Origin of the sequence: Devosia sp. FJ2-5-3 (genome assembly GCF_029201545.1) — a bacterium.
Lineage (GTDB): Bacteria > Pseudomonadota > Alphaproteobacteria > Rhizobiales > Devosiaceae > Devosia.
Genome location: NZ_CP104007.1, coordinates 2,427,610 through 2,452,590, shown reverse-complemented (window position 1 = coordinate 2,452,590; position 24,981 = coordinate 2,427,610). Strand labels below are relative to the sequence as shown.

Below are 24,981 nucleotides of genomic sequence, written 5' to 3'. Positions count from 1 at the left end.
GAGCGGATGGCCGGTAAAGCCACGAGTGTGCCGACCTTGATCTTCACCAAATCGCAGCCTCGAAGCTTGCTGTCTATCGCGAGATCAGAGAGCGCTCGGTCTCTCATTTGACCTTCGCGATCAAGAAAGAAACGGATCGACCAAATCTGCTTGACCCTATAGGCGCGCCTGGCACCAACTTGCCTGGCGGTATTCCAAACGGGCTCTACTAAGGAACCAGGATCATATGGCGAGATACCCACCGCATTTCTCTATCGGCTGAATCGGCCGAAGGAGGAACGACTATGGCAGAGGTCTCAGCGAGGCAACGGTCTCCTAAGCGCAAGGGCAGGGTAGGGGCGCAATACAAGACCGGGGGCAGCCGACCGGAATCTTGTTCACTCACGAATTTTGGGGAACTCCCCATAGGCGGCCGTAGCCGAAGGAAGGGCAACTGCGGCTAGCTAAAGCGTTCTGATGGCTCACAGCTAATGATGTGCTATCGTGATGGAAATTGGGAAACCAGCGAAATGGAAAATCCCTACGGTCGCTGGATAAATCTCCAGATCATCGTTGATGACCTAGATCCACTCATCCGCGCGATTTCTCTGGAGGGCCTGCCTTTCTATCAAGAGGCTCAGACAGTTTGGCGGGTGTCATGGATCCTGAACGCTGCCGCTGCGACATCAGCCCGGCACGCAGTCCGAATGCTCACGTCGACTAGACGTGGACCTCGTCACCACCTCGGTCCTTGCCCTTGAGACAGGCTGCTGCCAGGCAAAGGTAAAAGCTGGCGATGATGCCGATAACCATCCAGCCCGGCACCGGTCCGATGGTCGCGTGTCCAATGATCGTGGACACGGGGCGTGAGGGGTCGAGATAGGCACCGGCCTGCAGGTCGGGCGAGGCGATCTTCACGATCCAGGCACCCAACAGGATAAGGAACATCCAGATGTAATTGCGACGCAGGCGGCGCCTCATCGCCAGGGTCAGAGTGATTCTGAACTTCGGATGGCGCAGATCCTGCGCTAGCATCTTGAGCCAGGGCTCAGGTCCGCCCTTTGGGTCGGCCTCAAAGAACTGGCCGAAATAGTGCCGCTCGAACTGCCGGATGCGCATTCGATAGATATCATAGAAGCGATAGCGGCGCGCCTCGACAAACAGCATCAGCAGGATGATGACCATGGCGAAGATGGTAAGGCCATGATGCGCACTGGCGTTTGAGAGCGATACGGACAAGAGCGCCGCGACGACGGTGATGGCCCAGTTACTCGTGAGGTCTAGCCGGGCCCGCCAGGCGTTCATCCGGGTCATTTCCGCCCGATAGTAGTGGATCATGAGGTTCGTTGCCTCGACCGAATTGGTGGGCAACGTAGGGGTTACGATAGGTGATATGTCGGGCATGGCCGGTCCAGTCAGTGGCGCATAAACTTCGCGCTCTTGAGATAGACGAAGCTGGGGACATTGATATGGTTGCATGCGCCGGCTGAATTGCTGCCAAATAATCCACGAGCATCGCCTGCGCTTTTTTCTGTCTACAGCGTTAGAGGCTTCACACTGGAGCCTTGTGCATGACCACCCCTCAACTTCTCGCCTTCGCCATCATTCTTCTCATGATGGTTGCCTTCGTCTGGGGGAAATGGCGCTACGACCTTGTGGCTGCTGGAGCATTGCTCGCTGCGGTGGCCGCCGGTATTGTGGCGCCGGAAGATGCGTTTTCCGGTCTTTCCGATGACATTGTGGTCATCGTGGGTAGTGCTTTGGTCGTGAGCGCAGCCGTTGCGCGCTCCGGCATCATGGAGGTGGCGGTTCGGCGCTTTGCGCCAGGGATCAGCAAACCTCGGGCGCAGCTGATCCTGCTCGTTGTTGTCGTGACCATTCTCTCGGCTTTTATCAAGAACATCGGCGCCCTGGCCATCATGATCCCGATCGCCTTCCAGATGGCGCGTAAATCGGGGGTATCGCCGTCGCTGTTTCTGATGCCGATGTCCTTCGGCTCGCTGCTGGGCGGGCTGATGACCCAGATCGGAACATCCCCGAACATCATCGTGTCGCGTGTTCGCGAGGAGCTCATCGGTGTCCCTTTCACCATGTTCGACTTCACGCCTGTCGGTGCCGCATTGGCTTTGGGAGGGGTGGTATTCCTTGGGCTCTGCTACAAGCTGCTGCCTGCTCGGTCGCGCGAGAATGCGTCCATGGAAACAGCGCTCGAAATCAAGAATTACACGACCGAAGTCCATGTCCCTGCCGGCTCTATCAGCGTGGGTCGGACGATTGCCGAAGTACAGCGTTTGGGTGGCGGGCAGGCCATGGTTCTGGGTGTCGTCGGCGTCAATGGCAAGCGCCGGCTTCCCCTGCCTGACGCGCTGGTGAGGGAAGGCGATCTCCTGCTGCTTGAAGGCGAGCCGGAGGCGCTCGACAAGATTGTGGCGCAGGGCAAACTTGCGTTCTCGGAACGCCGCGACGCCGCCATTGCGTCGGAAGATACCGGCGTGGTGGAGGCCATCGTCGGAGAGCACTCGAGCCTGATCGGACGTAGCGCCAAGGAGCTTACCTTCTTCGACATGACCGGGCTCAACCTGCTGGCCGTCAGCCGTCGTGACAAGCGTTTCACCGAGCGGCTTGCGGAGATCAAGTTCCGCAATGGCGACGTCATCGTGCTGCAAGGCAATCTCAAGGAGTTGCCCGACCAGTTGCGGCAATGGGATTGCCTGCCGTTGGTGGAGCGCAATCTCAAGCTCGGCAGCGTCCGTATTGGGCTGGTCCCGCTATTCATCCTGGCGCTTGCCATGGTCAGTACAGCCCTGGGTCTGGTACCTGTTCCCTTGGCGTTCTTTGCGGCCGCCGTGCTGATGGTTCTGTCCCGCACCGTGCCTCTGCGTGAGGTCTATAGCCATCTCGACGCGCCGATCCTGATCATGCTTGCGGCGCTTATTCCTGTAAGCGACTCCCTGCGTACGACGGGGGCTACCGACCTTATCGCCCACTGGCTCTCCGAGACGGCGAGCGTTCTGCCGCCCTATGGTGCGCTGGCGTTGATCATGGTGGCAGCGATGGCGGTCACACCATTCCTCAACAATGCGGCAACCGTGCTCGTTATGGCGCCGATAGCGGCCACATTCGCCACCGGTCTGGGCTATCAGCCAGAGGCATTTCTCATGGCCGTCGCTATTGGAGCTGGCTCGGATTTTCTCACGCCGATCGGACACCAGTGCAACACCCTCGTAATGGGTCCAGGAGGGTATCGGTTTGGCGATTACTGGCGTCTCGGTCTGCCGCTGTCGATCTTAGTCGTAGTCATCGCAGTACCAATGTTAATGCTGGTGTGGCCCACGTAAGACCGGACTAGGCATTATCCCTTTGTCGGCTAGAGACCCGGTTGAGATCATTTGCCGGCCACAGCGATGCGACGCTAAGCGGACGCTGGCTCGTTGCGGTCACGCTCCGGCGCGTCATCAACGGAACTGACTGGGCTACCCGGATCGCTAGCTAGCCCGACATTTTCGAAGTGGCGCTCGCTGGCGGCAATTCCACTTCTACAGTGTCCGAGTCTTCACCCTTGCCGACAAGCGGCCCCCGGGCCTGCCAAGTCGGGCGGCATCAACTTAGCAGGCGTCATCGCCGTATTCGTTAGCCTTGTCGCCGTCTTAGGCGGTTTATTTCTTGCCCGGTTCTAAGAGGATTACATCATGCTCACAGCTATTGCACAGAACGTCTTTTGGGGCTGACCTTGGAGGCGGGCTCAGGAACTCGCCGCATTGGCCTTCACCATCATCCCGATCTACCTCGTCATGCAGCAGGACGTGCAGGCCATCTTCACGGGGCAGGGCGGAGGCCTGACTGTCTCCGCGGCCTTCGGCATCCTCTGGTATCTCTGGACGCAGTGGCAGTCATACCGGGCCACCGTGGCCCCGCAGGTGGTTACTCAGGACGGCAGAAAAGCGGAGCTCCTCAAGGGGTCTTCCGCCGCCCGCCAGGCTGATGCGGTTGCTGCCGCTGCTCCTAAGCCTCGCACGCTCTGGGAGCGGCTTACGCAAAGATAGACAGCAAGAGGCCCGGTCGCGCCGGGGGGAGAGACCGGGCCAGCTTCGGTGCTAAGTTAATTCTTTGCCCCTTCGCCAGCCAGAATACTAGAGCACCCAAAGTGGATTGGAAGTAAAAAATGTTCATCTGGGAGATGTTGCTTTACTCAAAAGTAGTATCGCATCATACAATCGCGACGCTATGTTCATAAAGATTGTCACCGGTGTCTGGTCTCACTTTGAAGCGCGCTTCGTTGAGTGGGTGATGGCGACCACTTTAACATTCTAGGGCTTCAACCTTGCCGGGGATGGTACAGCATGGGCAAACGCGGCCGCATGGGAAGGCATGTTGCGCATCGCCTCGGAGGAGACTTGGGGCGCTATATGCCTCGCCATTGGCGGCCTCTCGCTTCTAGCCCGGACCATCAATGGCACTTTCGGTAACACGTATACTCGCGCTACTCTCCGGTGGTGGGGGGCTGCTGGCCGGCGCTGCTGCCATGATCTGGTTCTTGGTTTACACCTCGGTGGTGACTGCCCAAACATCGGGGAGCGGCATCGATCCGCTGCCTCTGGCTCTGAGCATATGGTGTGTTTGTTCCACGCCTGGAGAGACGTAGGACGGGCAGGGACCAATGGACAGCATACCCGTTGAATTCCAATGGCTGGGCGGGGCCGCTTTCGCCACTGCCATAGTTGCTCTGGCCGCCTGGTCGAAGGTCTTGGGCAAGAAGGAGGGGCCACCGGCGCCGAAGGTGCAGGAGTTCTATGCCTCTGGCCAGCTTGCCGACATGGGCCCGGTAAAGGAGCTGGTCGAGAGCGTCGGGCTCGTCATGCAGCAGATGGCTCGTCATGCAGCAGATGGCTCGTCATGCAGCAGATGGTACGGACCAATATCGCCCTCGAGGAAACGTCCAAGGGCATCCACCACTTGGTCCAGACCTATAACAAGCACCTGGCCGAAGAGCAGCGGGACCGCGAGATCGCCGAAGAGGTGGCAAGGCAGCTGAAGCGGTAGGCGAGCCCGTCCCTTTGGCAGTCGATCCATAGCGGCGGGAAGTGACGTGGCTGGCAAAACGGGGTGGAGAGTGGGTCGTCGCCTTCGGCGGCGTGCAACTACAAAGCTGTCATCTGTGAACGCGAGATTGAAACCAGCCTCCGGCTGACGTAGCTGCCTCGTTTCGACGGATCGTGCGAGATCAGAGATTTGCCAGAAGCTAAAGGATTTGCCAGCAGTTAAAGGTGATGCATCGCTTTGAGCCCGCGGGTGTTGAGATTGCTTCCATCAGGAGGAAATCGCGATGATCCGCACTTTAATAATGACGACCGCGTTGGTGCTGGCAATTCCAGCCTTTGCCCAGGAGGCGCCGGCCCCAGCTGCGTCGTCAGCACCGATGAGAGTAACAGACCCTGCAGATTTCGCCACGAAGGCGTCGATCGGTAACCTTTTCGAACTGGAGACCAGTACTCTGGCTGTCGAGAAGGCCGTCAGCGAGGATGTGAAAGCATTCGCGCAACAGATGATCACCGACCACACGAAGGCTGCCCAAGATATGGCTCCGGCGGCGGCAGAAGAGGGCGTTGCGCTGGAGAGCGCGCTTGATAGTCGCCATCAAGAAATGTTGGACGCTATGAGCGGCTTGGAAGGGGAAGAATTCGACAAGGCCTATATCGACGCCCAAGCCCAAGCCCATGACGAAGCCGTGGCGCTGTTCGAAGGGTATTCTACGGAAGGCAAGGAAGGTCCTCTGAAGGCTTTTGCTACCGCGACACTGCCCGTGCTCAAATCTCATCAGGAACACGTCCACGGCCTGACGGCAGACTGACGGCGCATTTGAGAAACGGGCTTGATCTGCCCGTTTCGCCCTAATCAGATACACGAAATCGTATGGCCTGGTTATCGCCGATCCAGTAGGCGCCGTCTCTGGCTTACAGGTTTCAACCTGCCCAATGAAGGCATGTCTAGTTCATGACCGCTAGGAGATTTGCAATGTCGCCACCCGACGAACCGCGCGTGCATGAGGGCAACACCGAGAAAAACCCGCTCTTGGGGCCTATCGTATTTGTGCCGGCGGCGATCATCCTGGTGCTGGCCTTGGTAGTGTTTGTTGCGATGTTCTCGTGATGAAGCGGGGACGGCCCATTCCGCTCTCGATTGCGGGTTGGCGCGTCTGGGAGTAGCGCTCCGCTACTATTTGGCATCTTGTTCCTTCGAACCATCGGGCAGACGATGTCTCTAGATGTGGATCAAGCAGAAAGCCGAAAAGATGTCTGATCCGGGGGATACTGAGGACAAGAAGCGGGCCTGGCCTGCGATCTGGCGCGGTCTGAAGTGCAGGTGTCCCAATTGCGGCAAGGGCTGGCTGTTTCACCACTATCTTGAACAAGTGGACCACTGCTCTGAATGTGGAGAGCCACTGGCCTACTACAAAGCCGGCCTCTTCCTGCCATTCGTCGTGATCACGGTCGTGATCCATATCATTGCTGCCGTCATGCTCGACATCGAGTTGCGCGGTGGAGCAAGCCCGATGGCCTATCTGTATACCCTCGTGCCCCTCTCGATAATCTTGCCTTTGGCCATCCTGCCCTCATCCAAGGGCGCGATCGTGGGCTTGATGTGGGCTAAGGGGTGGAGCGACGAACAGGATCGCTAGTCGCAACAGCGAAGACGGAGCCGGAGGGCATGGTCCTCCAGCCAGATTGCTGTCGGCGGATCAGCTCTTCTTTGACCCGCCCTGGTTGTTGCCACCCGAGCCGCTCGCCTGCGAGCCGCCGCCGCTTCCACCAGAACCTTTGTTGTTCTTGTCATCGTTTTTGTGGCTCTGTTCACCAGCCTAAACATAATGCTCGTGCGAACCCTCCTGGGTTTTGTTGTCAGAATTTGCCATGGACCATGTCCTCATGCGTTGATGCAGCCTCAAATCTGGCCGCCAGATCAAACGGTGATGGGGAAGGGGCGTTCCGCAACGTTGCTTTTCGGTAATCAGAGGACGGGCAGAGGGCAGCCCGGTCTCCCCCTCAATTTCTCACGATCCTGGCCAATGAGATGTGAAGGTTCGTTGACTCCAAGCTGCTCAATGTTCTTATTTCGTTCTGGATTTGAGTAGCGGAGAATCGAGATGAATATTGCAATCAAACCGTCGCCCGCGGCCAACATCCGGCGCCTCGCTGAAACGGGCCTCGAGGCCCAAGACATAAAAGTGCTCACCGGCTACAGCACTGCCGAGATCAAGCGGGCTCTATCGGCTAACCGCCCCCTGGCCAAATGAGTATGACGCCCAGCCGACGGAAGCTCGATGCCGTGCGACTCAAGCATTTGGCAGAGGACGGCTGGGTACTTGTCTACAGATGTCGCGCCTGTCGCACCGTCACTGCGTTTCTGGCGTCGGACGTGGTCGACATCTGGGGACCCGAAATGCGAGTCTATGGGCCACCTGCGCCGTGCGGGCGTTGCGGTGGGCCGGTGCAGGTGCAGCATTATTTCCCGACCGATCTAGATCGGGGAAAGTTGCGCCTTAGACGCCCGGCCGGGGTTCGGCAGCTATGGAAGTGGGAGTTTTACTGACTATATCCGGCGACTGTCAGCGGCCCGCCGAAGTGTCCTTGTCGGGCTTCTGCCTTGGATCGTTGAACACCGAGTCCCGCAGCTCTGCAATGGTGCCGAGCCTTTGCGCAAAGTGAGAACAAGCCACTTCGGTTCTTGGTGGCAAGCCGACTTCGACGACGGTGTTGGCGGCACCACAGTGACTACAAGTGCAGGTGAATTCGACCGTGGGTTGATGACGCATGGCCCTTCCTCATGTGCGGGGAGAGCGCTGGTCTCTTTTGGACCGCTCACTCTCCGCAATAGATATGGTTCAAGGGTCTGGTGCAGTGACGTATTATCCGTCGCTTCAACCCGTATTCAAGCGCTAAAGCGAGTTCAGCAGTGGCTTCTTGGTGTCAGTGCCTTCATAGCGGCTGTTGTTTACCGCCCGATCGACCCGATGAAATTCGATCTGGCTATCGATCTGCGCCCCGAGCAACAGGGCCTTGGCCTAGCTGCCCTGGTCCTCGCCTGACAACCAGCGACCATAGGCGTGTTCTACGAGGATCACCGGCATGCGGGTGTGAATGTGCTCGATCTCTGGCACCGCGGGCGCCGTGATAATGGTGCAACTGGTGACGCCGAGATTGTCGTTGTGCGCGCATATGCCGGCGAAGCTGAATGGCGCGCCGCCGGGCATCTGCAGCAACCACGGATCCTTGCCGCCGTCTTCGCCTTGGTCCACTCGAAATAGCCGTCGGCAGGGATGAGGCAGCGACGGGACTTGAAGCCCTCGCGGAACGCGCCGCTGGTATCAATCGTCTCGATCCGCGCATTGAACATGGCGGCCTTGGGGAGTTCCTTGGCGAAGAATGGCACCAGCCACCAACGGCCACGGTTGAGTTCCATATTCCCAGCCTTGTCGAGGTGGACAAAGTCCACGTCCTGCGTCGGCGCGATATTATAGCGCGGCTGCATGTTAGACTTGGTTGGGAACATCTCGTCGGAGAGCTTGTAGAGGGCGTGCAGTTCCGACCAGGTTAACTCGTTGGTAAAGCGGCCGCACATCAGCGTATGCCCTCCCAGTCAGCGAGTTGGCTCCATTCATCGCGCCACATACCGCTTTCCCGATAGAGATGACGACTCGGCCGGTACCCATGAGATAAGGGCCCCAAACCGCGACGCGAGCATGGCATCGACCGTCACCCGGAGCGCTGCCGACCAACTCTCCATCGGCCCGAGCGGCGTTAATGCCCAATAATGAACGCGGACCAGACTTGCCATGCGCCCGTCGGCGGCGGGGAAGGGTGCAGAAGGCATCATCAGTTCCCGGAGTTCACCCAGGCCTATTTGGCGCGCAACCGCCCTGCTTAGAAAATACGGTTCTTAATACTGGGAACCTTTCGATGGTCAGCTTTTCAGTAGGCACGTCAAAAGCGGTCGAGCTTTGAGCCACCCCAACTCTGTCGGCCATCGACCCCATGGCGGTCATTGCGGTCGTTCCATTCGGTGACCATAAGCGGACGCAATTAGGCAGAAAAGAAAATAGTCTCGACATCCGAACGCTACGGCGACATTAAGCGACGACACCTTTTGCTCGACATCTAAATGCGACAACTGGAGTTCGATACCATTGCCTCAAATTCTGAAAGAGGACGCATGCGACTGATTAGCGTGGCGATCATCGTCTTGGCACCCATGTTGGTGCTGACCTCTTTTGCCCAGGAGTTTCCATATCGCGGTTTCGTCACGAGCCTAGGGCAGAACTCTGGGCTGACCTTCGAGTGCTCTGGCCAGGGAAGCTCGATCAAATGTGACTTCATTCAAACAATGGTGTCTCAAGAGTCTAGCGCCACCACAGAGCAAACGGCGAACATGGTTGCACAGATGCTGGAAGAAGGCGCATCAACTACCCTGAGCACCGAGCTGGTTCAGCAATTGAAGTCATTCGAAACGGCGGCGACTTCGGCGTTGAGTTGAGCCCCGAGAGCGAAACGACGCCAATGCGTATAGCGACCTCCTGCGAGCCTTCTGCTCAAATCCCAGCGAATTGACGACTTTGGCAATAGTTGAAGCGCAGGACGAGCGAAAGACGAGGACCTGCAAGATTGGGACTTTGCCGTTCGAGCTGAATTTCAATTGGAACAACCAGTCATCGCGCTGGGAATACGTGTCTGCACCGGAGGGTGGATGCGGCATCGTGACGATGTCGTTCATGGAGAGGGATCCTGAGGCGAGCTACTTCTGGAATTACCGGAACAGACGGTCGTCACTAACAAGAATGGAGCTGTTGCCATACGCGGCAATTGTTCTGCATGGCCAGAGGAAACGCAGTTTTATAGGTGGCAGCCGGACACGCTAAAGCGGAGCTGTGAGTATGTTAGCTTTGGGTTCTAACAGGACGTAGAATTGTGACACGGCGCCGAAGAGCCACTCGTAAGTAAACGGCGGCTCTCGACCACGTTTCGACAAAACGGGACAGCCTGCTTCCCACCCTATAAACAAATCCCCGGGAACAAGAGGCGCATGCGTTCAGCCCGTCCGACCAATTCCTCTTAGTCGGGAAACACGACCCAGTGCGGAAAGCTCACAATTGTCACGAGTGCTCCAAGCACCAATACAACTGGGATGACAAAAGACTTCCGTTTCCAGGAAGCAGGCAGACGTTTGCCCCAGATTTTGACGATGGAGAAGCCGAGCAATCCATGGATCGTCATGTCGACAAGGATGGCGATCCACACAATATCCACCGGATGACCTCCCTCGCTGAATGCCTAACGACAGGGCGTAGGCTACGTGGCTCATCTCGGGAAGCCAAAACACGAAGAGCGTTGAATAAAACGGTTCTGACTCCCGAGAAAGCCATCACCTGTCGCAACCATTGGTTCACTACGCCTACAGGTGTGACCCTGCAGAACAACATAAGTTACTGCTTGCAAATGCCTTTCGGGCACTGTCTCCCATCAAAGGGGGACATCATGTTTCGCATTATCACCACAGCTCTGCTTTTCTCTTTGTCCACAGCCGCCATGGCCGCGGGCTGGACCGTCGAACGCGTTCGTGGAGAGGCCTCGATCAATGCAGGCAATGGGTGGCAGCAAATTCAAGTGGGCCTCGAGATCGGCGACGGCGCTCGGGTGCAGACCGGCGGCAGCGGCCGCGTCGACGTTGTGCGCGGCAACGATCATTTTACGCTGGGCGCCAATACCGTAGTGCAGATCCGCGATGCTGGCGCGGAATTGATGACCTCGATCGTGCAGTCTGCGGGCGTTGTTGACGTCGATGTCGAGCGGCGCAATGTGCAGCACTTCTCCGTGCAGACGCCATTTCTCGCGGCTGTGGTCAAGGGTACGAAATTTACTGTCGTCGCCGAACGGACCGGTTCGCATGTCGAGGTGGATCGCGGCGTCGTGCAGGTTCAGGACAGTTCCAATTCCCTCGTGGTCGACGTGCGCCCGGGCCAGGAGGCAAGCGTAACCGAAGATGCGCCACTCAAGGTTGACGGCAATGGTCCGATCCAGGTTTTCACGACGGCGGGCGTGCCGGTGACGCCGGCGGGAGAGCCGGTTGTTGAACGAGGCGGCAACGGTTCGCACCCGCAGGACGGGACAGTGCAGCCGCAAGGTACGCTCTTTGGCGGCAGCAACAGGACCGAGCAAAGCGGACGAGAAGCAAGCGGCAACAGCGGCGGCAACGGCGGTGGCAACGGTGGCGGCAACAACGGCGGCAACGGTGGCGGCAACGGCGGTGGCAACGGTGGCGGCAACGGTGGCGGCAACGGCGGTGGCAACGGTGGCGGCAACGGTGGCGGCAACAACGGCGGCAATGGCGATGGCAACGGCGGTGGCAACGGTGGCGGCAACAACGGCGGCAACGGTGGCGGCAACGGCGGTGGCAACGGTGGCGGCAACGGTGGCGGCAACGGCGGTGGCAACGGTGGCGGCAACAACGGCGGCAATGGCGATGGCAACAGCGGTGGCAACGGGGGTGGCAACGGTGGCGGCAACAACGGCGGCAACGGTGGCGGCAACGGCGGTGGCAACGGTGGCGGCAACAACGGCGGCAATGGCGATGGAAACAGCGGTGGCAACAGCGGTGGCAACGGTGGCGGCAACAACGGCGGCAACGGCGGCGGCAACGGTGGCGGCAACGGCGGTGGCAATGGCGATGGAAACAGCGGTGGCAACAGCGGCGGCAATGGCGGTGGAAACAGCGGCGGCAACGGCGGCGGCAACAACGGCGGCAATGGCGGTGGAAACAGCGGCGGCAACAACGGCGGCAACAGCGGCGGCAACAGCGGCGGCGGTGGCAACGGTGGCGGTGGCAACGGTGGGGGAAACAAGTAGGCGCGCACGGCCGAACTGGATGAGGGGAGAGATCAGTGTTGCAAAATCCCGTTTCGCGAGCGCTCGCTTCGACTGGTCTGCTGGTTCTGTTTCTGGCCTTAGCTTTTTTGGGGGCGTGGATCCCAGCAGATGCCAAGCTCTGGGAGCTACGCTTCGGGGCTGCTAACCGGCTGCCCAGCGGCGAGGTCATCTTCGTTGATATCGATTCTGCGAGCCTCGCCGAAGTTGGCATATGGCCTTGGCCGCGCTCGCTGCATGCCAGGCTTCTCGATCAACTCATGGCCATGGGCGCCTATGAGGTCGCCTTCGACATCGACTTCAGTACGACAAGCAGCCCAACCGAAGATGCTGCTTTTGCGGCCAGTCTCGAGCGGGCGGGCGGCTACGCCTATCTGGCCGCCTTTCGCCAGGTGAGCGCGGCTGGCGTCGAAGTCTGGAGCCGCCCTCTCGCGCTTTTTGCCCAATTTACTCAAGCCGCGCTGGTCAATGTCGATGGCTTGGAAGCCGGCATGGTCTGGTCCCTGCCTGGGCAAAACGCATCACAGGACCTCAAATCAATTGCGGCACATTTTAGCTTTGGCAAGACCGTTCCGGAGAGCCTCCATATCGACTATTCGATCGACCTCACGCGCGTCGTTCGCGTTCCGGCCAGTGCGGTGCTGGATGGTTCGGTGGACCCACGGCTGATCGTCAACCGCCAGGTCGTGATTGGTGCCAGCGCCATCGAATTGCATGATCTTTTGTTGGTGCCGCGGTTCGGCGTCGTTCCTGGGCCGATCGTTCATATTGCAGCTGCCGAGACCGTGCGACAGGATCGAGCCTTGGTTGATCTTGGTTTCTGGCCCGCAGCCGGACTTGCTGTCCTCTTTGTGTCCGGTAGTCTTTTGCTGCCCCGACTGAACCTTGGTTGGGCGGTGGGCGTATCAGTGGCCGCTTCGATCGCGCTCGAGGCGGTGACCGGTACGCTCTTTGCTCGGCATGCTCTTCAGATAGACACGAGCCTATTCCATGCCCTGGTGGCAGGAATCCTGGTTATCCGCCTCCTCGAGGACCGCGCGGTGCGCCGGCAGCAGCTTCGGCAATATCATCAGCGCCTCGAATATCTCGCCCATCACGACGAGCAGACCGGCGCCCTTTCTCCGTCCGCCTGGTGCGCCGAGGTTACAAAAACGGGCATGCAGATGAAGGCCTTGCTGCTGCGTCTCGAGCAGGTCGAGGCGACAGGCGCCAGCCTCGGATTTGCAGTGACCGACCAAGTGGTCAGCCTGTTCTATCGCCGTCTCCTGGCGGCAACGGATTTGCCCATTGGGCGGATCGAAAGCTACGTATTTGCCATCGCTGTCCCGGAGACGGTCGTAGAGGATCAACTGCGGGGCCATCTTAGCCAGCTCGAAGCGCCTTTCGACGTCGGCGGGCACCTGGTCGTGCTGCCCGTACGCTATGGTTTGAGCGGAGCAAGGGCCGGACGGACGGCGGAAGCAACGCTGCAGGACGCACGGACCGCGCTGGCCATGGCCGTGGGCCGCGATCTCGACGGCTGCGCTTACCAGCCCGCGTTCGACGCTGAAATGCAGCACCGTCGCGCCCTCGACATCGCCCTGCGCAGCGCTATTGAGAAGGAAGAGCTCGACATCGCCTTCCAGCTTCAGGTGGACACCCGGACGCGCCAGACGACAGGGGCCGAGGCGCTGTTGCGCTGGAACAGCGCCGAGCTAGGGCGTGTCTCGCCAGCCGACTTCATTCCGCTCGCCGAAGACAATGGCACGATCATTCGGCTAGGCAATTGGGTGCTACACGAATCGTGCCGGCGGGCTATGGCCATTGGTTGGGATGGGCGGCTGTCCGTCAATGTAGCGCCTGCGCAATTCGAGGGTTCGGATATCGTCGCCATGGTGCAGTCTGCACTAGTGGAAACCGGATTTCCTGCGCACATGCTCGATATCGAGGTGACCGAGAGCTCCATTGCAGGGGGTGAGGGCTCCATCATCGACGCCCTGGCCGCACTTCGGGAACTCGGCGTATCAATCGCCATCGACGATTTCGGCACCGGCCACTCGTCGCTGAGCCATTTGGCGTCGCTCCCGGTGGATAAACTGAAGATCGACATGTCGTTTGTCCGGCAGATCACCACCGCACGTGGTGCGCAGATGGCGACGACCATCACCGAGCTCGGCACTAAGCTGGGTCTTTCCATCGTTGTCGAGGGCGTCGAGAGCGAAGCCGAGTTTGCCTTTTTCGCCGACCTAGGATGCGACACCGTGCAGGGATACCTCTTCAGCCGACCCGGTCCTTTACCGGCTTCTTCGATCGTGCAATCAGCTGCGTGATCGAAGACCCGACCAGAAAATGTTGCATCACCCTGGCGCGACTGTTTGTGCCGATCGATCGCGTAGATGACTGACTAGCGTCAGCTTACCAAAGGTTATTTACCAAAGCTGCCATTCCGCATTCCACCCCATTTGAGACGCTGCTAACCCGTTATCAGACCGGCAGCGTTCGGGGAGCTGCGATGGCAGCCTGAGCGGCCGGAAAGGGGCGCGAGTCCGCCTTCTTACGATTGAACGTCTGTAGAAAACAGATCCGCAGCAACCCTCCGCGCTTGATGATCGGGAGACACATTTGACCTGAGCAGGGCGGAGGCAAGTTCTAGCCTAAATCGGCAATCAAGTGCATCAGACTGCGAATGCGACGAGCTGGAATTGGCTTTATGCGAGGCGGAGGCCTCCGGTGCTTTTTCGAAACACTGCATTTTCGTAAAAGTGTTGCGAGCAGCTTTTCCAGCTTGGAACACCAGCATGATTTTATCCCCTCTAAATCACGGGGGAATAATAATGAATTTCGAGATTTCCAGACCTTATGCAGCCAACGAGCTCTTCACGTTGAATTCAGCGCGCCGCATCGACGGTCTTCCTGAATTCGCCAATTTGAAGGCTGACCGTCTGCCGCAGTGGAAGGGATCGCCTGCGCAATTTCAGGGACCGGGTATCTATGGCGTCTTCTGCAAGGGAGAGCTGTACTATGTAGGCATCTATACCGGTGAAAAAGGCAAAACCTTCGCTGGGTCAGTGCTTCAGCGCTGGTACATGCATTTGACATATCACTCGGTTCGCTCCCCTCGAGTAAAGTTCGCCCGACGCGAGCTGCAAAAAATTCTCGCCAACATTCATGGTGAACCTGCAGATACGATTGCGCGTCTCCTCGGCGGGCGAACTATAGATGTTGATCAATTGACGCCAGAGACCGCACCTCTCGTAGAAAAGAGCGGTGGCAGCTGCACTTCAAACAAAGTTCGCTTTGCCCAAAAAAACTGGGACGTTTTCGCGCCCGGCAACGAGCATCTCATGGGAAGTGAGGTCAGTTTCGTCTATGGCCGGTTCCTGCCTGACAATTCATCGCTCTTGGGGCTCGATGTCACCAGCGCCGAGGCTTACAGTTGGGCAAAGTATCAATGGCTGCAGGCTCGAGAAGCCCGGCTTGTGAACTTGCTTAAGCCAATCTGCAACGCGGTAACAAGCGACTACCAAGAAGGAATTTTCGTTGCCAGTTTCGTCGCGGCGTTGACCGAAGAAATGGCTCTGCCTCTCCAGGCTCTGCCGGTACACACCGTGGCCGCTTGAGGCCTCGCAGGTAAAATAGGGGCTCGCGCGTCTGTGACGATCAGGCCCACAGGGATCACGAGCGGCTAGAACTGGAATTTCATGACGAACGGCCTGCCAAGGTCCGGGATCGCAGCCTTCGAACCGTGCCCGAAGCGATCTTGACTGCAAGTGCATCGTCCGGATGCGTCGCACGGCCATCAGAGCATCGACCGAACTTTGGTCGGGCTTGGCATCGCGCTCATTGCCCGGTCGCTGCATCCAGATGGGTTGGTCGTCAATTCCTTACCGGACATCGAAGCTGCGTTGGAAACGACACCGCAATTGGTGAATGCGGAGTACTCGGGACCTAATTTCTACGCGGCCTTTTCTCATGATGACATTGTCGTGCCGATTGACATTCTTGAGCGCTACGGCGCCGGTGGTTGTCCGCTTTTAGGAATACTGGGAAGCAGTTTCAACGACCGGAGTGGGGCGCAAGCTGATCGGCCCATCGCTCGGCTGCGAGATTAAGTAGCCATTGCGTGCCGCCGCCGCTGCCACGCAGTTGGCGAGCCATATTTCAAGCTTCATTTATTGATCTGGTCCGGCCGCCGGGCACTAACGGCGAGCTTCTCCAAACAAAGATGATGTCTGCCGTGACACCAGAAATTGATTGCAAGCTGATCGTGGCGCTGCTGCAGGAGCAGCATCCTGACCTAGCTGAACTGCCAGTGGCATTTGGTGCACTGGGCTGGGACAATCAGATGTGGAGGCTTGGGGAAGATCTCGCTGTAAGGCTACCGTGGTGTACCGACAGCGCGGAAGAGCTGCTTCTCAAGGAATATGCGCTGCTGCCCTCCCTCGCGCCCCGCCTTCCTTTGCCCATCCCGGTCCCGCAGCGGCTCGGTAGGCCATCTGAGCTTTTCTCGCGCTCGTGGATGGTTACCACCTGGATCCACGGAGAACCCGCCGACAGAGAGCCTGCGTGGCTCGGTGACGAAGCCGCGACCACCTTGGCGCGGTTCTTGGCGGCCCTCCACCATCCGGCCCCACAGGATGCGCCTATCAGCCGTGATGGGCGAGGTGGGCCCCTTGCCTCAATCCAGGCAGGCTTCCAGAACTCTCTCAACGAGGCAGCGGGTCGCGACCTGATCCCAAATGTGGATAAGCTGCGTGGGATCTGGGAGGACGCCGTCGCTGCTCCGGCGTGGAACGGTCCACCAGTTTGGCTGCATGCGGATTTGCACCCAGCAAATGTCCTGACCAAAGACGGCAACTTCTCCGGCATCATAGATTTCGGGGACATGTGTGCTGGCGATCCGGCGTGCGACTTGGGCTCGGCTTGGCTACTGTTGCCGGACGGAGCGATGAACCATTTCCTCAAGTGCTATTCGTCCGATCTAGACGAAGCCACATTGCGCCGCGCTCGCGGTTGGGCTGTCGGCAAAGCGCTCACCTGCCTAATCATTGGTGACAATGGAGCACTCGGACGAAAGGGCGGAAAGACAACATGGGCCCCGCCAGCTCGAGCCGCCTTGGGGCGGCTTGCTGGGCCTACTCCCTGACGTGGTGAGACTCCGTCTCCCTTGGTATTCCGCGTCCGCTTTCGGGCAATTGCTAAGTCCGCGGCAATGACTGAAGTGGGGCGCGTTCCTGATCGGCGGCTCACGACCCCTTTGTCGCCATTGCGAACAGCCAAGGCTTGTCCCGAAAGCCGTCGTAGCTGTCCTCAGGTGTGTATGCCGCTCGCTCTAATAGCGCGGAAACACCAGCCAATTTGGAAAGCTGGTCAGGGTATGAGGGCACCCAAAACAATCACCACCGGGACCGTGAAGGAGGCTCGATTCCATAGTGCTGGTAGGAAACGTCTGCCAAAGACGACGATGGCGATCCCGAGGACTGTATAAAGTGTCATGTCGACTGCAATGGCAATCACACGACATCCACTGCAACCCCTCCTCAATACCAAGCGCTACAACACCGAGTCACCTCGCAATGTCTACGCAGGCGGACAGTCGAAAAGATAGAGCCTCATAAAGCGACGGTTGGCGGCAATCCCTGTGTCATAGGCTGAGTAGTGTTTGCCCTGAGGAGCATGTCCACCTGACAAATTGCTGACAGCCTCAACAAGCCAAATGTAATAACAAAAACAATGGATTAGCTGCAACCATGTGCTCGCGTCGCGGTTCTCCTTGGGTCAAAACAAGAGGAGGCGGCCCCCTGGGGGCGCACAACAATGACTCACAAGCTTTCCACTGCACTTGCCCTCGTTCTCGCCCTTGGCGCACCTGTCGCCATGGCTCAGGACAGTACATCCACAAACAATGCCAATGCCGGCGCTTCGAGCCAGACGACGACCGACGCCTCCGCCAGCGGCTCGAGCGCCGACTCCAATGCCGCGACCAGCAACGATGGCTCAGCCACAACCGGCACCAGCACCACCACGACGGAGGGTGCTGCTAATACCGTCGATGCCCCGGCCGCCAATGCGACCACCGACACCAATGCGAGCGCTAGCATCGACTTGACAGTGGAACAGCAGACCGAAATCCGCACGGTCGTCACTGAAGTTCAAGCGGAGCCTGTTGTTGCCGCCGATCTCGATTTCGACGTGACGATCGGCGTGGCGGTCCCGCAGACTGTGGTCCTAAAGCCGCTTCCGGTGCGCGTGATCGAGATTGTTCCCGACTATGAAGGCTTTGTGTTCTTCATCCTCGATGATGGTCGCCTTGTTATCGTCGACCCGGATACTCTGCAGATTGTGCTGATCATCAACGCCTAACGGAACCGGCCCGGCCGACGCTGGGCCCGCCTTCCAATCTGACCAAGGAGAGTACAAATGGGCTTGGGCACCATTCTTATCATCATCCTGATCCTGCTCCTTATCGGCGCATTGCCGACCTGGGGCTATTCGCGCGGCTTTGGTTACTTCCCCTCCGGCATTCTCGGCCTGGTGCTGGTCGTGGTGATCATTCTCGTGCTTATGGGGCGCTTTTAGGGGAGATTTGTCATGCTGGTCATTAGCTTGTTTGCGGCCATAGTCATTATGGCTTGCGCCGCCGCTGCCGGGCTCATTGCTGTCACAGGTGGATCGTCAGAAGACGTCGAGCGTCTGCCAAACGTTTTTCACCGAACGAATGCGGCCGCGGACACAACGGGCGAACTCTGATTGTCACGGCGCGACCACCGAAGGCCGCCCCAACTCGGATTGGGGGGCGGTCGATCCTGGAAGGCGGCCTTCGATTGCCGGATGTCGGCAGTCAGCATGGGACTCGTGCCAACGACAGCACCTTGGCACAATTTGGATGACGCTTGCCTGAGGGAGTCTGTAAGCGTTTTGTCAGCTTACAGGAGGTAAATCTCCCTCATGCGGCTCGTGCTTTTCTTTATCGCTCTTTTTCTCGCCAGTTCGCCTGTTCTCGCCCAGAACAATGGGAACGGGAACGGCAATGGTCAAAGTCAGTCTGATGGGACCGGCAATGGGCCGGGCAACGGCCACGCGAATGGGCAAGATAACGGCAGCGTCAATGGTCAAGGCAATGGGAACGGTCAGAATGAGAACCACAACAATGGTAGTGGTAAGTCGGCCGGCCAGAACAATAACACCGGTCACAGCGAAGGGCAGGGTAAGGGCAACGGGCAGGCCAATGGCGACGGCCAGAGCAATGGTAACGGTCAAGGCAATGGAAAAGGCTCGGGCTCTAGTAGCGGCAAGGCGCCCGCACGCACGCGAGTCGATCCCGACGGAACGGTCCACTATACGCCGGACCATGCGCGGGACGCGGTCAATGCCGGCCAAGCAGTTAGCCTCACCAGCCTGATGCCCGACCTTCAAGCGCGAACGACTGGCAAGTTGATCGACGCCGAACTTCTCAACGTCCGCGGTTTTCTCGTCTACGCAATCAAGGTACTGCGCGACACCGGCCAAGTCACTACCGAGTACTATTATGCCCAATCCGGTCGCTTCATTGGGACCGAGCCATGAAAGTGCTCGTGGCGGAGGACGATGACCGGATTGCAGATGTGCTGACTTTGACGCTTGGCCGATCGGGCTTTGAGGTGCATCGCGAGAGCGAAGGCGAAGCCGCATGGTTTCGTGCAAACAGCGAAGATTTTGACGCGATTATTCTCGACTTGGGCCTGCCACAAATGGACGGGCTGACAGTACTCAAGCGCTGGCGGCGCGAGGGGCGCGATATGCCCGTTCTGATCTTGACTGCTCGCGGGCAGTGGGAAGAACGTGTTGAAGGCATCGAGGCGGGTGCCGATGACTATGTGGTCAAGCCATTCCATGCCCTCGAAATAGTAGCGAGAATTCGTGCCTTGATCCGCAGGTCCAAGGGAATAGCCACTCCTCGCATCGCCTTTGGCAAGTACGAACTCGACATGCGCCAAATGCAGGTTACCGAGGATGGTATTCCCATGGATCTGACACCTCAGGAGTTCCGGCTCATGGCCTATTTGCTGCATAATCGTGGCCGTGTCGTTTCCCAGCTCGAGATTACGGAGCACATCTATCGACAGGACTTCGAGCGCGACTCCAACGCTGTCGAAGTCCTCGTCGCACGCCTGCGAAAGCGTCTGCGTCATGATGTCGTCAAGACCCGCCGCGGCTTCGGCTATAGTCTTGGTGACGGCTATTGAAGCGCAATTCTCTCGCCCTACGCCTGATGGGGCTAGCTATCCTGATGGTGGCTGGGTCTCTGGTGTTAGCAGGCCTCGTCCTTCAGGGACTGTTCGTTACAAACCTGGAACGTACGGTGCAGGCGGATCTCGACGCAGCGCTTTCGCGCCTCGTGGCGCTTATCGACCCGGGAATGTCCGAGCCGACCATTCGGGCGCCACTTCCAGACCCGCGTTACGAGACGCCCCTTGGTGGACGGTACTGGCAGATCGAGGCGCTGGATACCACGGAACTGGCACGCAGCCGCTCACTCTTCGAGCAGGAACTGAAAACGCCGCACGTACCAGACGGAGAAACCTTCCATCACGCCAGTGCCGGTGGACTACATCTCATTATGGTCAGCCGCGTGATCACTATCGGTGGGCGGCAGTTTCGGGTGATTGTGGGTCAAGATCACGATCCAATTCATCAAGCCGGCGAGCAATATGGATGGGATATTGCCAAACTATTCGCTCTGCTCGCGGTCGTCATTATAGGTGCGGCCTGGGCCCAATTGCAGCTTGGTCTCCTTCCACTGCACCGCTTGCGGAGCGCCGTCGATGCGGTACGCAACGGCGATGTCAGTCGCCTGGAGGGCCGTTTCCCGATTGAGGTCCACCCCCTTGTCGAGGAGGTCAATGGGCTGCTAGCGGACCGAGAAGCTCTAACGGAGCGTGGCAGGCGCCGTGCTTCGGACCTCGCCCATGGCCTCAAAACGCCCTTGGCCGCGATGCACGGCATCGCCATGCGGTTACGCGATCGAGGCGAGGAACAGGAAGCCGAGGCGCTTGACGACTTGGCTTTGGAGATGTCCGCCCGGGTCGACTATCAGATGCGCCTTGCGTCTCTTCGCACTCGCTCGGCCGAACACCACGAAAGGAGCTCCCTCAACACCGTCGTCCTGCGTACTCTGGCCGTGTTGCGCAAGACCGAACGTGGAGAGCAGCTTTTCTGGCAGGTCGAACTCGACGATGATCTTGAAGTCGACATACATCGCCAAGACCTGATGGAACTGGTCGGCGTCACACTGGAGAATGCGTCCAAATGGGCCGCAACCACCATCGTCGTTCAGGGGCGCAAGGACCTTGGCTTCGTACTCCTGCGCGTCAGCGATGACGGGCCTGGCATTGCCTCGGAGCTCATCAAGAAACTTGGCACTCGTGGTGCACGCCTCGACGAAGCGGTTCCTGGCACCGGTCTAGGACTGGCTATTGCCACAGAAATCACCGAGCTCAATGGCGGATCGCTTTCCTATGCGCGTTCTGATCGCGGCGGTCTCCTGGTCGAGCTGCGTCTCCCGCTGGTGAAGGTCTGAGGAGTTAGCTTCCTGACATTTAGATTACAGTCGCGATCATCAAATTATAATAAGAAAATCAAAGACTTAAAGAAACCATACCGGCGCTTGGCCGTTCTTCCTCCGTAGCAAGACGGAGGCAAAAATGCCCATCGAACGCGAAACCATCGTAGAGCGCCCCGCTCGCAGCGAAACTGTCGTTGTGGGTGAGGGCAATAGCCCGGCCGGCCTAATCGGCGGCATCATCGCCGCTCTCCTCATCGTCGGTTTTCTCATCTGGCTCTTCAATGGCGGCATCTCCACCAACGGTGACGCCGTGAATGTCGACCTGCCTCAGGTCACCGTAAGCCCGTAACCCCTCCCAATCATCGGCGCGCTCCGGATATTCCAGAGCCGCCCAAGGAGACTTTCCATGAAAAAACAGATTGTTCTTATCGCCTTTGCCGCGTTGTCTTCGGCCGGTTTCTCCGGTGCTGCACTGGCCCAGACCACCACGGCCACTGCGACCGCCGAACTCAACATCCGCTCGGGGCCGGGGCCACATTTCCCTTCGGTCGGCTTCATCGCGGCCGGCGGTTCAACTATGGTTGAGGGGTGCCTGCAGGGGAGCAAGTGGTGCCGCGTCAATTATGACGGGGTTGTCGGCTGGTCCTATTCGGATTATTTGACCGCCGATCTTTCCGGTCAGGCCATCGTCCTCACTGATCGCTATCCCGATGTCGGCGTCGCCACGGTCACCTATGAAGCCAGCGACGCTGCAGCAGGCGGGGCAGTTGCCGGCACCGTCGGCGGCGCCGTGGCCGGCGCTCTGATCGGTGGTCCGGTCGGCGCCGCGATTGGCGGGGTGATTGGTGCCACAGGCGGCGCGACCGCCGGTGCTGTCATTGATCCGCCGGAAGTGGCCCGCACCTACGTCACATCCAATCCGCTCGATCCGGTCTATCTCGACGGCGAAGTCGTGGTGGGCGCCGGTGTTCCGGACACGGTTACGCTTCAGGCAATTCCCGACTACGACTACCGGTATGTTTACATAAATGGCCAGGCGGCGCTGGTCGACCCAAGCTCCCGCCGCATCGTCTACGTGGTGCGCTGACCGCGTCAAGGTCGGCCTTCGGGCCGGCCAATACTTCTAGCCAAGCTGAGCCGAGCTGCGATCGAGAGGGTCGCAGCTCGTTGGCTGTTGGCACCGAGCCCCACGGGAGCGGCTGGATGCTGCGTGAGCGTGGAGGTTGAGGGGCTGACGTTGCTGCGGAGATAATGGGCTTAGACGGCATGGCCGCCAGTGCCATAGGTAGGTAGAGCGAACCGTTATGGATACTCATTTTTGAGCTTTTTAAACAGTCTCGCGCTGCGTGTCCATTGTTGACGGTATAGCCGCCAAAAGCGGACTGGCAGGTTTCGGGAAATCAAAAATGCGGTCCGAACGGCGGAAATGGGGCGCGTTACAGCCCGTCCGTTCTTGACCCCGTGCACGAACCCGATGCGCGGGAGGGGAGCGCGAGAGGTTCATGTTGATCGTTTAAGCCTTTGAGCTGCGAGGTCGCAGTCGGACCATGGAGTTTCTCTCAACGACAGGAACTCCCGATGGACGTCGCCGACCCCCGCTCCCGCCACGCCGCTCCGCCAACCCATGCAACAGGACATGCTGATGCGCGGCCTGGGCATCCACACCCGGCACGATTATGTCCGTCACCTCCAGCGTTTCACGATCAACAGTGCGGTCTCGGCATTGCGCTTCCTGTTTGACGTAACGCTGAAGCGGCGGGATCTGTCGCGGGCCTGGTGATCACCCGCTATCAGCGCCAGCTGCCTGACGGCTCAGATAAGCATCAAGCGCGCGACCCAAGCGCGAGCCGGCGCCCGTGCGATTGTCAAACGGCATCTTGCCTCCGAGGGACGCCTGCGACTTGCGGACTTGCTGCACAAGGGCGCTCTCGGCGTCAGGGCGCGATCAACCGTGCAGGTCGCTTCAGCTTCACGATCTGGCGCATCCCATCCATTCCGACGATTTGCATGCTTTCGACACCCCCAGCACCCTCGACCACCGAAATCTCCGTCGGGTGGTGGATTATGTGATCGAGACCTTCAAGGGCGACCTCCACGAGATCGTTCTTGTGATCGTAGACCACGCCAAGGAAGGGGATCCACTGGTCTACGAGTTTGAGACTGCCAATGGACAATCCAACCACATCGATCTGGGCCTGTTGCATCTTCAGCCCTTTCGAGAGCCGGTCCAGATATGCAGTCCACTCCGTTCGGGCCAATATCCGAGTAGTCACAGCACTCTCCAGTCCTTGTGGCGTCTTTAGCCAATATTCGTATGTGCCGCGGCACCGCCACCCCTGCCGGCGTGACTTTGGCGCGCCAGTCAGTGTTAGGCGGAATTGGTCAGAAGCAGGTCGCCTCGGCAGCCGACCTGAAGAATAGCGCCTCTTCGAGCCTGCCTTTTGACAGACGTCAAATCCGCTGACGATCCGGACAGGTGACAAGAGACCGCGGGGAGGTGAGCCCCGCCAACGAGATGGTCTTGTCTCACTGGGCGGGCTGGCGCGTCATCAATATTGCGTTTGAAGCGATGGCAACAGCACTGCAGCCCCCTGGATGCTTCCCGTGCGGAGGTCTGCAAGCGCCTGATTGGCTGCATCCAGTGGGTACCGTCGGATATTGGTTTGGATCGCTGCCGCCTCCATTCGATCGAAAAACTCTAGCGCATCGCCGCGGGTCAGGTTGGCAATGGAGACGATCTGCTTTTCATTCCAGAGGTCGCGGTAGGGAAACGCGGGAATATCCGACATATGGATTCCCGCGCAGACAACCCGCCCGCCCTTGCGGAGCAATTGGAGCGCGCGGGGCACCAATTCTCCAGCGGGGGCAAAGATGATGATAGCATCAAGAAGACGGTTGGGCGTCTGCGCCGTATCGCCACTCCATGTGACGCCCAGCTCGCGAGCGAATTTCTGGGAGGCCAGATCGCCCGGTCTGGTCATCGCATAGACTTGCCTGCCATCTGCTACGGCCAGCTGCGCGATTATGTGGGCAGCCGCCCCGAAGCCCATAATGCCGAGGGTTTGTCCGGCGCCAGCAGCGCGATAGGAGCGGTACCCAATCAGCCCTGCGCAGAGAAGGGGCGCCATTTTAGCAGGATCCTGGCCCCCGGGCAGCGGAACACAATAATCGGCGCGTGCGACCATATATTCCGCGTATCCACCATCGACGTCGTAGCCGGTGAACTTTGGCGCGTCACAGAGGTTCTCACGTTCCTCAATGCAGAATGGGCAATCACCACAGGTTGAGGCAAGCCACGGAACCCCGACGCGATCTCCTGGCCTGAAAGCCAAGACATCGGAGGCCGTCTCGACGATGCGACCGACCACCTCGTGTCCCGGAATGAGGGGCAGCCTGTGGCTCGAGAGCTCTCCATCAGCAATGTGCAGATCAGTGCGGCACACACCGCAGGCTTCGACTGCAATAAGCACCTCGCCGAGTTGAGGAGCGGGTCGGGGCACAATATCCAGCGTCAGGGGACGCCCGATGTAATGGAGACGCATTGCGCGCATTTTCGCCACCATATGC

At 59.0% G+C, this 24,981-nt stretch carries 28 protein-coding genes and 1 pseudogene; 22 read left to right on the top strand and 7 right to left on the bottom strand.

Annotated features, from left to right (window positions below; genetic code table 11):
- Positions 1-699: 699 nt before the first annotated feature.
- Positions 700-1,383, bottom strand: coding sequence for a DUF2270 domain-containing protein (locus tag N0P34_RS11890; RefSeq protein WP_275603453.1), 684 nt, complete (start codon positions 1,381-1,383; stop codon positions 700-702).
- 167 nt (positions 1,384-1,550) lie between these two features.
- On the opposite strand from N0P34_RS11890, the gene N0P34_RS11885 reads away from it, so the two are divergent.
- The 7 genes from N0P34_RS11885 (at position 1,551) to N0P34_RS11855 (ending at position 7,270) form a co-directional block, all read left to right on the top strand.
- Positions 1,551-3,317, top strand: a complete 1,767-nt coding sequence (locus tag N0P34_RS11885) for an SLC13 family permease (protein WP_275603452.1) — start codon at positions 1,551-1,553, stop codon at positions 3,315-3,317.
- A 420-nt stretch (positions 3,318-3,737) separates the two neighbouring features.
- On the top strand, positions 3,738-4,022 hold the full coding sequence (locus N0P34_RS11880; protein ID WP_275603451.1) for a hypothetical protein: 285 nt from the start codon (positions 3,738-3,740) through the stop codon (positions 4,020-4,022).
- Positions 4,023-4,872: 850 nt separating this feature from the next.
- Entirely contained in the window at positions 4,873-5,019 is a 147-nt protein-coding gene (locus N0P34_RS11875; protein WP_275603450.1) for a hypothetical protein, read from the top strand.
- A 283-nt stretch (positions 5,020-5,302) separates the two neighbouring features.
- Entirely contained in the window at positions 5,303-5,827 is a 525-nt protein-coding gene (locus N0P34_RS11870; protein WP_275603449.1) for a DUF4142 domain-containing protein, read from the top strand.
- Between the two features lie 164 nt (positions 5,828-5,991).
- Entirely contained in the window at positions 5,992-6,126 is a 135-nt protein-coding gene (locus tag N0P34_RS11865) for a hypothetical protein (RefSeq protein WP_275603448.1), read from the top strand.
- Between the two features lie 115 nt (positions 6,127-6,241).
- Positions 6,242-6,655, top strand: coding sequence for a DUF983 domain-containing protein (locus tag N0P34_RS11860; RefSeq protein WP_275603447.1), 414 nt, complete (start codon positions 6,242-6,244; stop codon positions 6,653-6,655).
- Between the two features lie 465 nt (positions 6,656-7,120).
- The gene (locus N0P34_RS11855; RefSeq protein ID WP_275603446.1) at positions 7,121-7,270 is read left to right on the top strand and encodes a hypothetical protein; all 150 of its coding nucleotides are present in this window, start codon (positions 7,121-7,123) and stop codon (positions 7,268-7,270) included.
- A 312-nt stretch (positions 7,271-7,582) separates the two neighbouring features.
- On the opposite strand, the gene N0P34_RS11850 is transcribed toward N0P34_RS11855, so the two are convergent.
- The 3 genes and pseudogenes from N0P34_RS11850 to N0P34_RS11840 all read right to left on the bottom strand — a co-directional run.
- Entirely contained in the window at positions 7,583-7,789 is a 207-nt protein-coding gene (locus N0P34_RS11850; protein WP_275603445.1) for a hypothetical protein, read from the bottom strand.
- A 249-nt stretch (positions 7,790-8,038) separates the two neighbouring features.
- Positions 8,039-8,227, bottom strand: a complete 189-nt coding sequence (locus tag N0P34_RS11845; RefSeq protein ID WP_275606974.1) for an SOS response-associated peptidase family protein — start codon at positions 8,225-8,227, stop codon at positions 8,039-8,041.
- Positions 8,228-8,319: 92 nt separating this feature from the next.
- A pseudogene (locus N0P34_RS11840) lies at positions 8,320-8,595 on the bottom strand (SOS response-associated peptidase family protein); the annotation flags it as partial.
- A gap of 591 nt (positions 8,596-9,186) precedes the next feature.
- Between N0P34_RS11840 and N0P34_RS11835 the strand changes: the two are divergent.
- Positions 9,187-9,507: a hypothetical protein gene (locus tag N0P34_RS11835; RefSeq protein WP_275603444.1), complete on the top strand. Its 321-nt coding sequence runs from the start codon at positions 9,187-9,189 to the stop codon at positions 9,505-9,507.
- A 575-nt stretch (positions 9,508-10,082) separates the two neighbouring features.
- On the opposite strand, the gene N0P34_RS11830 is transcribed toward N0P34_RS11835, so the two are convergent.
- Positions 10,083-10,277: a hypothetical protein gene (locus N0P34_RS11830; protein WP_275603443.1), complete on the bottom strand. Its 195-nt coding sequence runs from the start codon at positions 10,275-10,277 to the stop codon at positions 10,083-10,085.
- Positions 10,278-10,505: 228 nt separating this feature from the next.
- Between N0P34_RS11830 and N0P34_RS11825 the strand changes: the two genes are divergently transcribed.
- The 14 genes from N0P34_RS11825 to N0P34_RS11760 all read left to right on the top strand — a co-directional run bounded on the left by N0P34_RS11825 (position 10,506) and on the right by N0P34_RS11760 (position 23,194).
- Positions 10,506-11,873 carry a FecR family protein gene (locus N0P34_RS11825; RefSeq protein WP_275603442.1) on the top strand — a complete coding sequence of 456 codons (1,368 nt, stop codon included), beginning with the start codon at positions 10,506-10,508 and terminating at the stop codon, positions 11,871-11,873.
- A 35-nt stretch (positions 11,874-11,908) separates the two neighbouring features.
- A complete protein-coding gene (locus N0P34_RS11820) occupies positions 11,909-14,200 on the top strand; it encodes an EAL domain-containing protein (RefSeq protein WP_275603441.1) in 2,292 nt (763 codons plus the stop codon).
- 504 nt (positions 14,201-14,704) lie between these two features.
- On the top strand, positions 14,705-15,490 hold the full coding sequence (locus N0P34_RS11815) for a hypothetical protein (protein ID WP_275603440.1): 786 nt from the start codon (positions 14,705-14,707) through the stop codon (positions 15,488-15,490).
- A 150-nt stretch (positions 15,491-15,640) separates the two neighbouring features.
- Positions 15,641-15,982, top strand: a complete 342-nt coding sequence (locus N0P34_RS11810; protein WP_275603439.1) for a hypothetical protein — start codon at positions 15,641-15,643, stop codon at positions 15,980-15,982.
- An 11-nt stretch (positions 15,983-15,993) separates the two neighbouring features.
- Complete coding sequence (locus N0P34_RS11805; protein WP_275603438.1) at positions 15,994-17,016, top strand: aminoglycoside phosphotransferase family protein; 1,023 nt, start codon at positions 15,994-15,996, stop codon at positions 17,014-17,016.
- A 671-nt stretch (positions 17,017-17,687) separates the two neighbouring features.
- The gene (locus N0P34_RS11800) at positions 17,688-18,233 is read left to right on the top strand and encodes a DUF1236 domain-containing protein (RefSeq protein ID WP_275603437.1); all 546 of its coding nucleotides are present in this window, start codon (positions 17,688-17,690) and stop codon (positions 18,231-18,233) included.
- Positions 18,234-18,290: 57 nt separating this feature from the next.
- Positions 18,291-18,449 carry a DUF3309 family protein gene (locus N0P34_RS11795; protein ID WP_275603436.1) on the top strand — a complete coding sequence of 53 codons (159 nt, stop codon included), beginning with the start codon at positions 18,291-18,293 and terminating at the stop codon, positions 18,447-18,449.
- Positions 18,450-18,461: 12 nt separating this feature from the next.
- The gene (locus tag N0P34_RS11790) at positions 18,462-18,620 is read left to right on the top strand and encodes a hypothetical protein (protein WP_275603435.1); all 159 of its coding nucleotides are present in this window, start codon (positions 18,462-18,464) and stop codon (positions 18,618-18,620) included.
- A gap of 198 nt (positions 18,621-18,818) precedes the next feature.
- Positions 18,819-19,436, top strand: coding sequence for a hypothetical protein (locus N0P34_RS11785; RefSeq protein ID WP_275603434.1), 618 nt, complete (start codon positions 18,819-18,821; stop codon positions 19,434-19,436).
- Positions 19,433-20,095, top strand: a complete 663-nt coding sequence (locus N0P34_RS11780) for a response regulator transcription factor (RefSeq protein ID WP_275603433.1) — start codon at positions 19,433-19,435, stop codon at positions 20,093-20,095. Before N0P34_RS11785 ends, N0P34_RS11780 begins: the two co-directional genes overlap by 4 nt.
- The gene (locus N0P34_RS11775; RefSeq protein ID WP_275603432.1) at positions 20,092-21,429 is read left to right on the top strand and encodes a HAMP domain-containing sensor histidine kinase; all 1,338 of its coding nucleotides are present in this window, start codon (positions 20,092-20,094) and stop codon (positions 21,427-21,429) included. Before N0P34_RS11780 ends, N0P34_RS11775 begins: the two co-directional genes overlap by 4 nt.
- Before the next feature lie 124 nt (positions 21,430-21,553).
- Positions 21,554-21,763, top strand: a complete 210-nt coding sequence (locus N0P34_RS11770) for a hypothetical protein (RefSeq protein ID WP_275603431.1) — start codon at positions 21,554-21,556, stop codon at positions 21,761-21,763.
- Positions 21,764-21,820: 57 nt separating this feature from the next.
- On the top strand, positions 21,821-22,501 hold the full coding sequence (locus N0P34_RS11765; RefSeq protein ID WP_275603430.1) for a DUF1236 domain-containing protein: 681 nt from the start codon (positions 21,821-21,823) through the stop codon (positions 22,499-22,501).
- Between the two features lie 555 nt (positions 22,502-23,056).
- The gene (locus tag N0P34_RS11760) at positions 23,057-23,194 is read left to right on the top strand and encodes a hypothetical protein (RefSeq protein WP_275603429.1); all 138 of its coding nucleotides are present in this window, start codon (positions 23,057-23,059) and stop codon (positions 23,192-23,194) included.
- Positions 23,195-23,348: 154 nt separating this feature from the next.
- On the opposite strand, the gene N0P34_RS11755 is transcribed toward N0P34_RS11760, so the two are convergent.
- Together N0P34_RS11755 and N0P34_RS11750 are read right to left on the bottom strand one after the other, a co-directional pair.
- On the bottom strand, positions 23,349-23,687 hold the full coding sequence (locus tag N0P34_RS11755; protein WP_275603428.1) for a DUF5335 family protein: 339 nt from the start codon (positions 23,685-23,687) through the stop codon (positions 23,349-23,351).
- Positions 23,688-23,963: 276 nt separating this feature from the next.
- The gene (locus tag N0P34_RS11750; RefSeq protein ID WP_275606973.1) at positions 23,964-24,965 is read right to left on the bottom strand and encodes a zinc-dependent alcohol dehydrogenase family protein; all 1,002 of its coding nucleotides are present in this window, start codon (positions 24,963-24,965) and stop codon (positions 23,964-23,966) included.
- Between the last annotated feature and the right edge of the window lie 16 nt (positions 24,966-24,981).

Coding starts and splice junctions, on each gene's coding strand:
- N0P34_RS11890 (WP_275603453.1), bottom strand. CDS start 1,383: ATGCCCGACATATCACCTATCGTAACCCCTACGTTGCCCACCAATTCG.
- N0P34_RS11885 (WP_275603452.1), top strand. CDS start 1,551: ATGACCACCCCTCAACTTCTCGCCTTCGCCATCATTCTTCTCATGATG.
- N0P34_RS11875 (WP_275603450.1), top strand. CDS start 4,873: ATGCAGCAGATGGTACGGACCAATATCGCCCTCGAGGAAACGTCCAAG.
- N0P34_RS11870 (WP_275603449.1), top strand. CDS start 5,303: ATGATCCGCACTTTAATAATGACGACCGCGTTGGTGCTGGCAATTCCA.
- N0P34_RS11865 (WP_275603448.1), top strand. CDS start 5,992: ATGTCGCCACCCGACGAACCGCGCGTGCATGAGGGCAACACCGAGAAA.
- N0P34_RS11860 (WP_275603447.1), top strand. CDS start 6,242: ATGTGGATCAAGCAGAAAGCCGAAAAGATGTCTGATCCGGGGGATACT.
- N0P34_RS11855 (WP_275603446.1), top strand. CDS start 7,121: ATGAATATTGCAATCAAACCGTCGCCCGCGGCCAACATCCGGCGCCTC.
- N0P34_RS11850 (WP_275603445.1), bottom strand. CDS start 7,789: ATGCGTCATCAACCCACGGTCGAATTCACCTGCACTTGTAGTCACTGT.
- N0P34_RS11845 (WP_275606974.1), bottom strand. CDS start 8,227: ATGCCCGGCGGCGCGCCATTCAGCTTCGCCGGCATATGCGCGCACAAC.
- N0P34_RS11835 (WP_275603444.1), top strand. CDS start 9,187: ATGCGACTGATTAGCGTGGCGATCATCGTCTTGGCACCCATGTTGGTG.
- N0P34_RS11825 (WP_275603442.1), top strand. CDS start 10,506: ATGTTTCGCATTATCACCACAGCTCTGCTTTTCTCTTTGTCCACAGCC.
- N0P34_RS11815 (WP_275603440.1), top strand. CDS start 14,705: ATGAATTTCGAGATTTCCAGACCTTATGCAGCCAACGAGCTCTTCACG.
- N0P34_RS11800 (WP_275603437.1), top strand. CDS start 17,688: ATGACTCACAAGCTTTCCACTGCACTTGCCCTCGTTCTCGCCCTTGGC.
- N0P34_RS11795 (WP_275603436.1), top strand. CDS start 18,291: ATGGGCTTGGGCACCATTCTTATCATCATCCTGATCCTGCTCCTTATC.
- N0P34_RS11790 (WP_275603435.1), top strand. CDS start 18,462: ATGCTGGTCATTAGCTTGTTTGCGGCCATAGTCATTATGGCTTGCGCC.
- N0P34_RS11785 (WP_275603434.1), top strand. CDS start 18,819: ATGCGGCTCGTGCTTTTCTTTATCGCTCTTTTTCTCGCCAGTTCGCCT.
- N0P34_RS11780 (WP_275603433.1), top strand. CDS start 19,433: ATGAAAGTGCTCGTGGCGGAGGACGATGACCGGATTGCAGATGTGCTG.
- N0P34_RS11770 (WP_275603431.1), top strand. CDS start 21,554: ATGCCCATCGAACGCGAAACCATCGTAGAGCGCCCCGCTCGCAGCGAA.
- N0P34_RS11765 (WP_275603430.1), top strand. CDS start 21,821: ATGAAAAAACAGATTGTTCTTATCGCCTTTGCCGCGTTGTCTTCGGCC.
- N0P34_RS11760 (WP_275603429.1), top strand. CDS start 23,057: ATGCGCGGCCTGGGCATCCACACCCGGCACGATTATGTCCGTCACCTC.
- N0P34_RS11750 (WP_275606973.1), bottom strand. CDS start 24,965: ATGCGCGCAATGCGTCTCCATTACATCGGGCGTCCCCTGACGCTGGAT.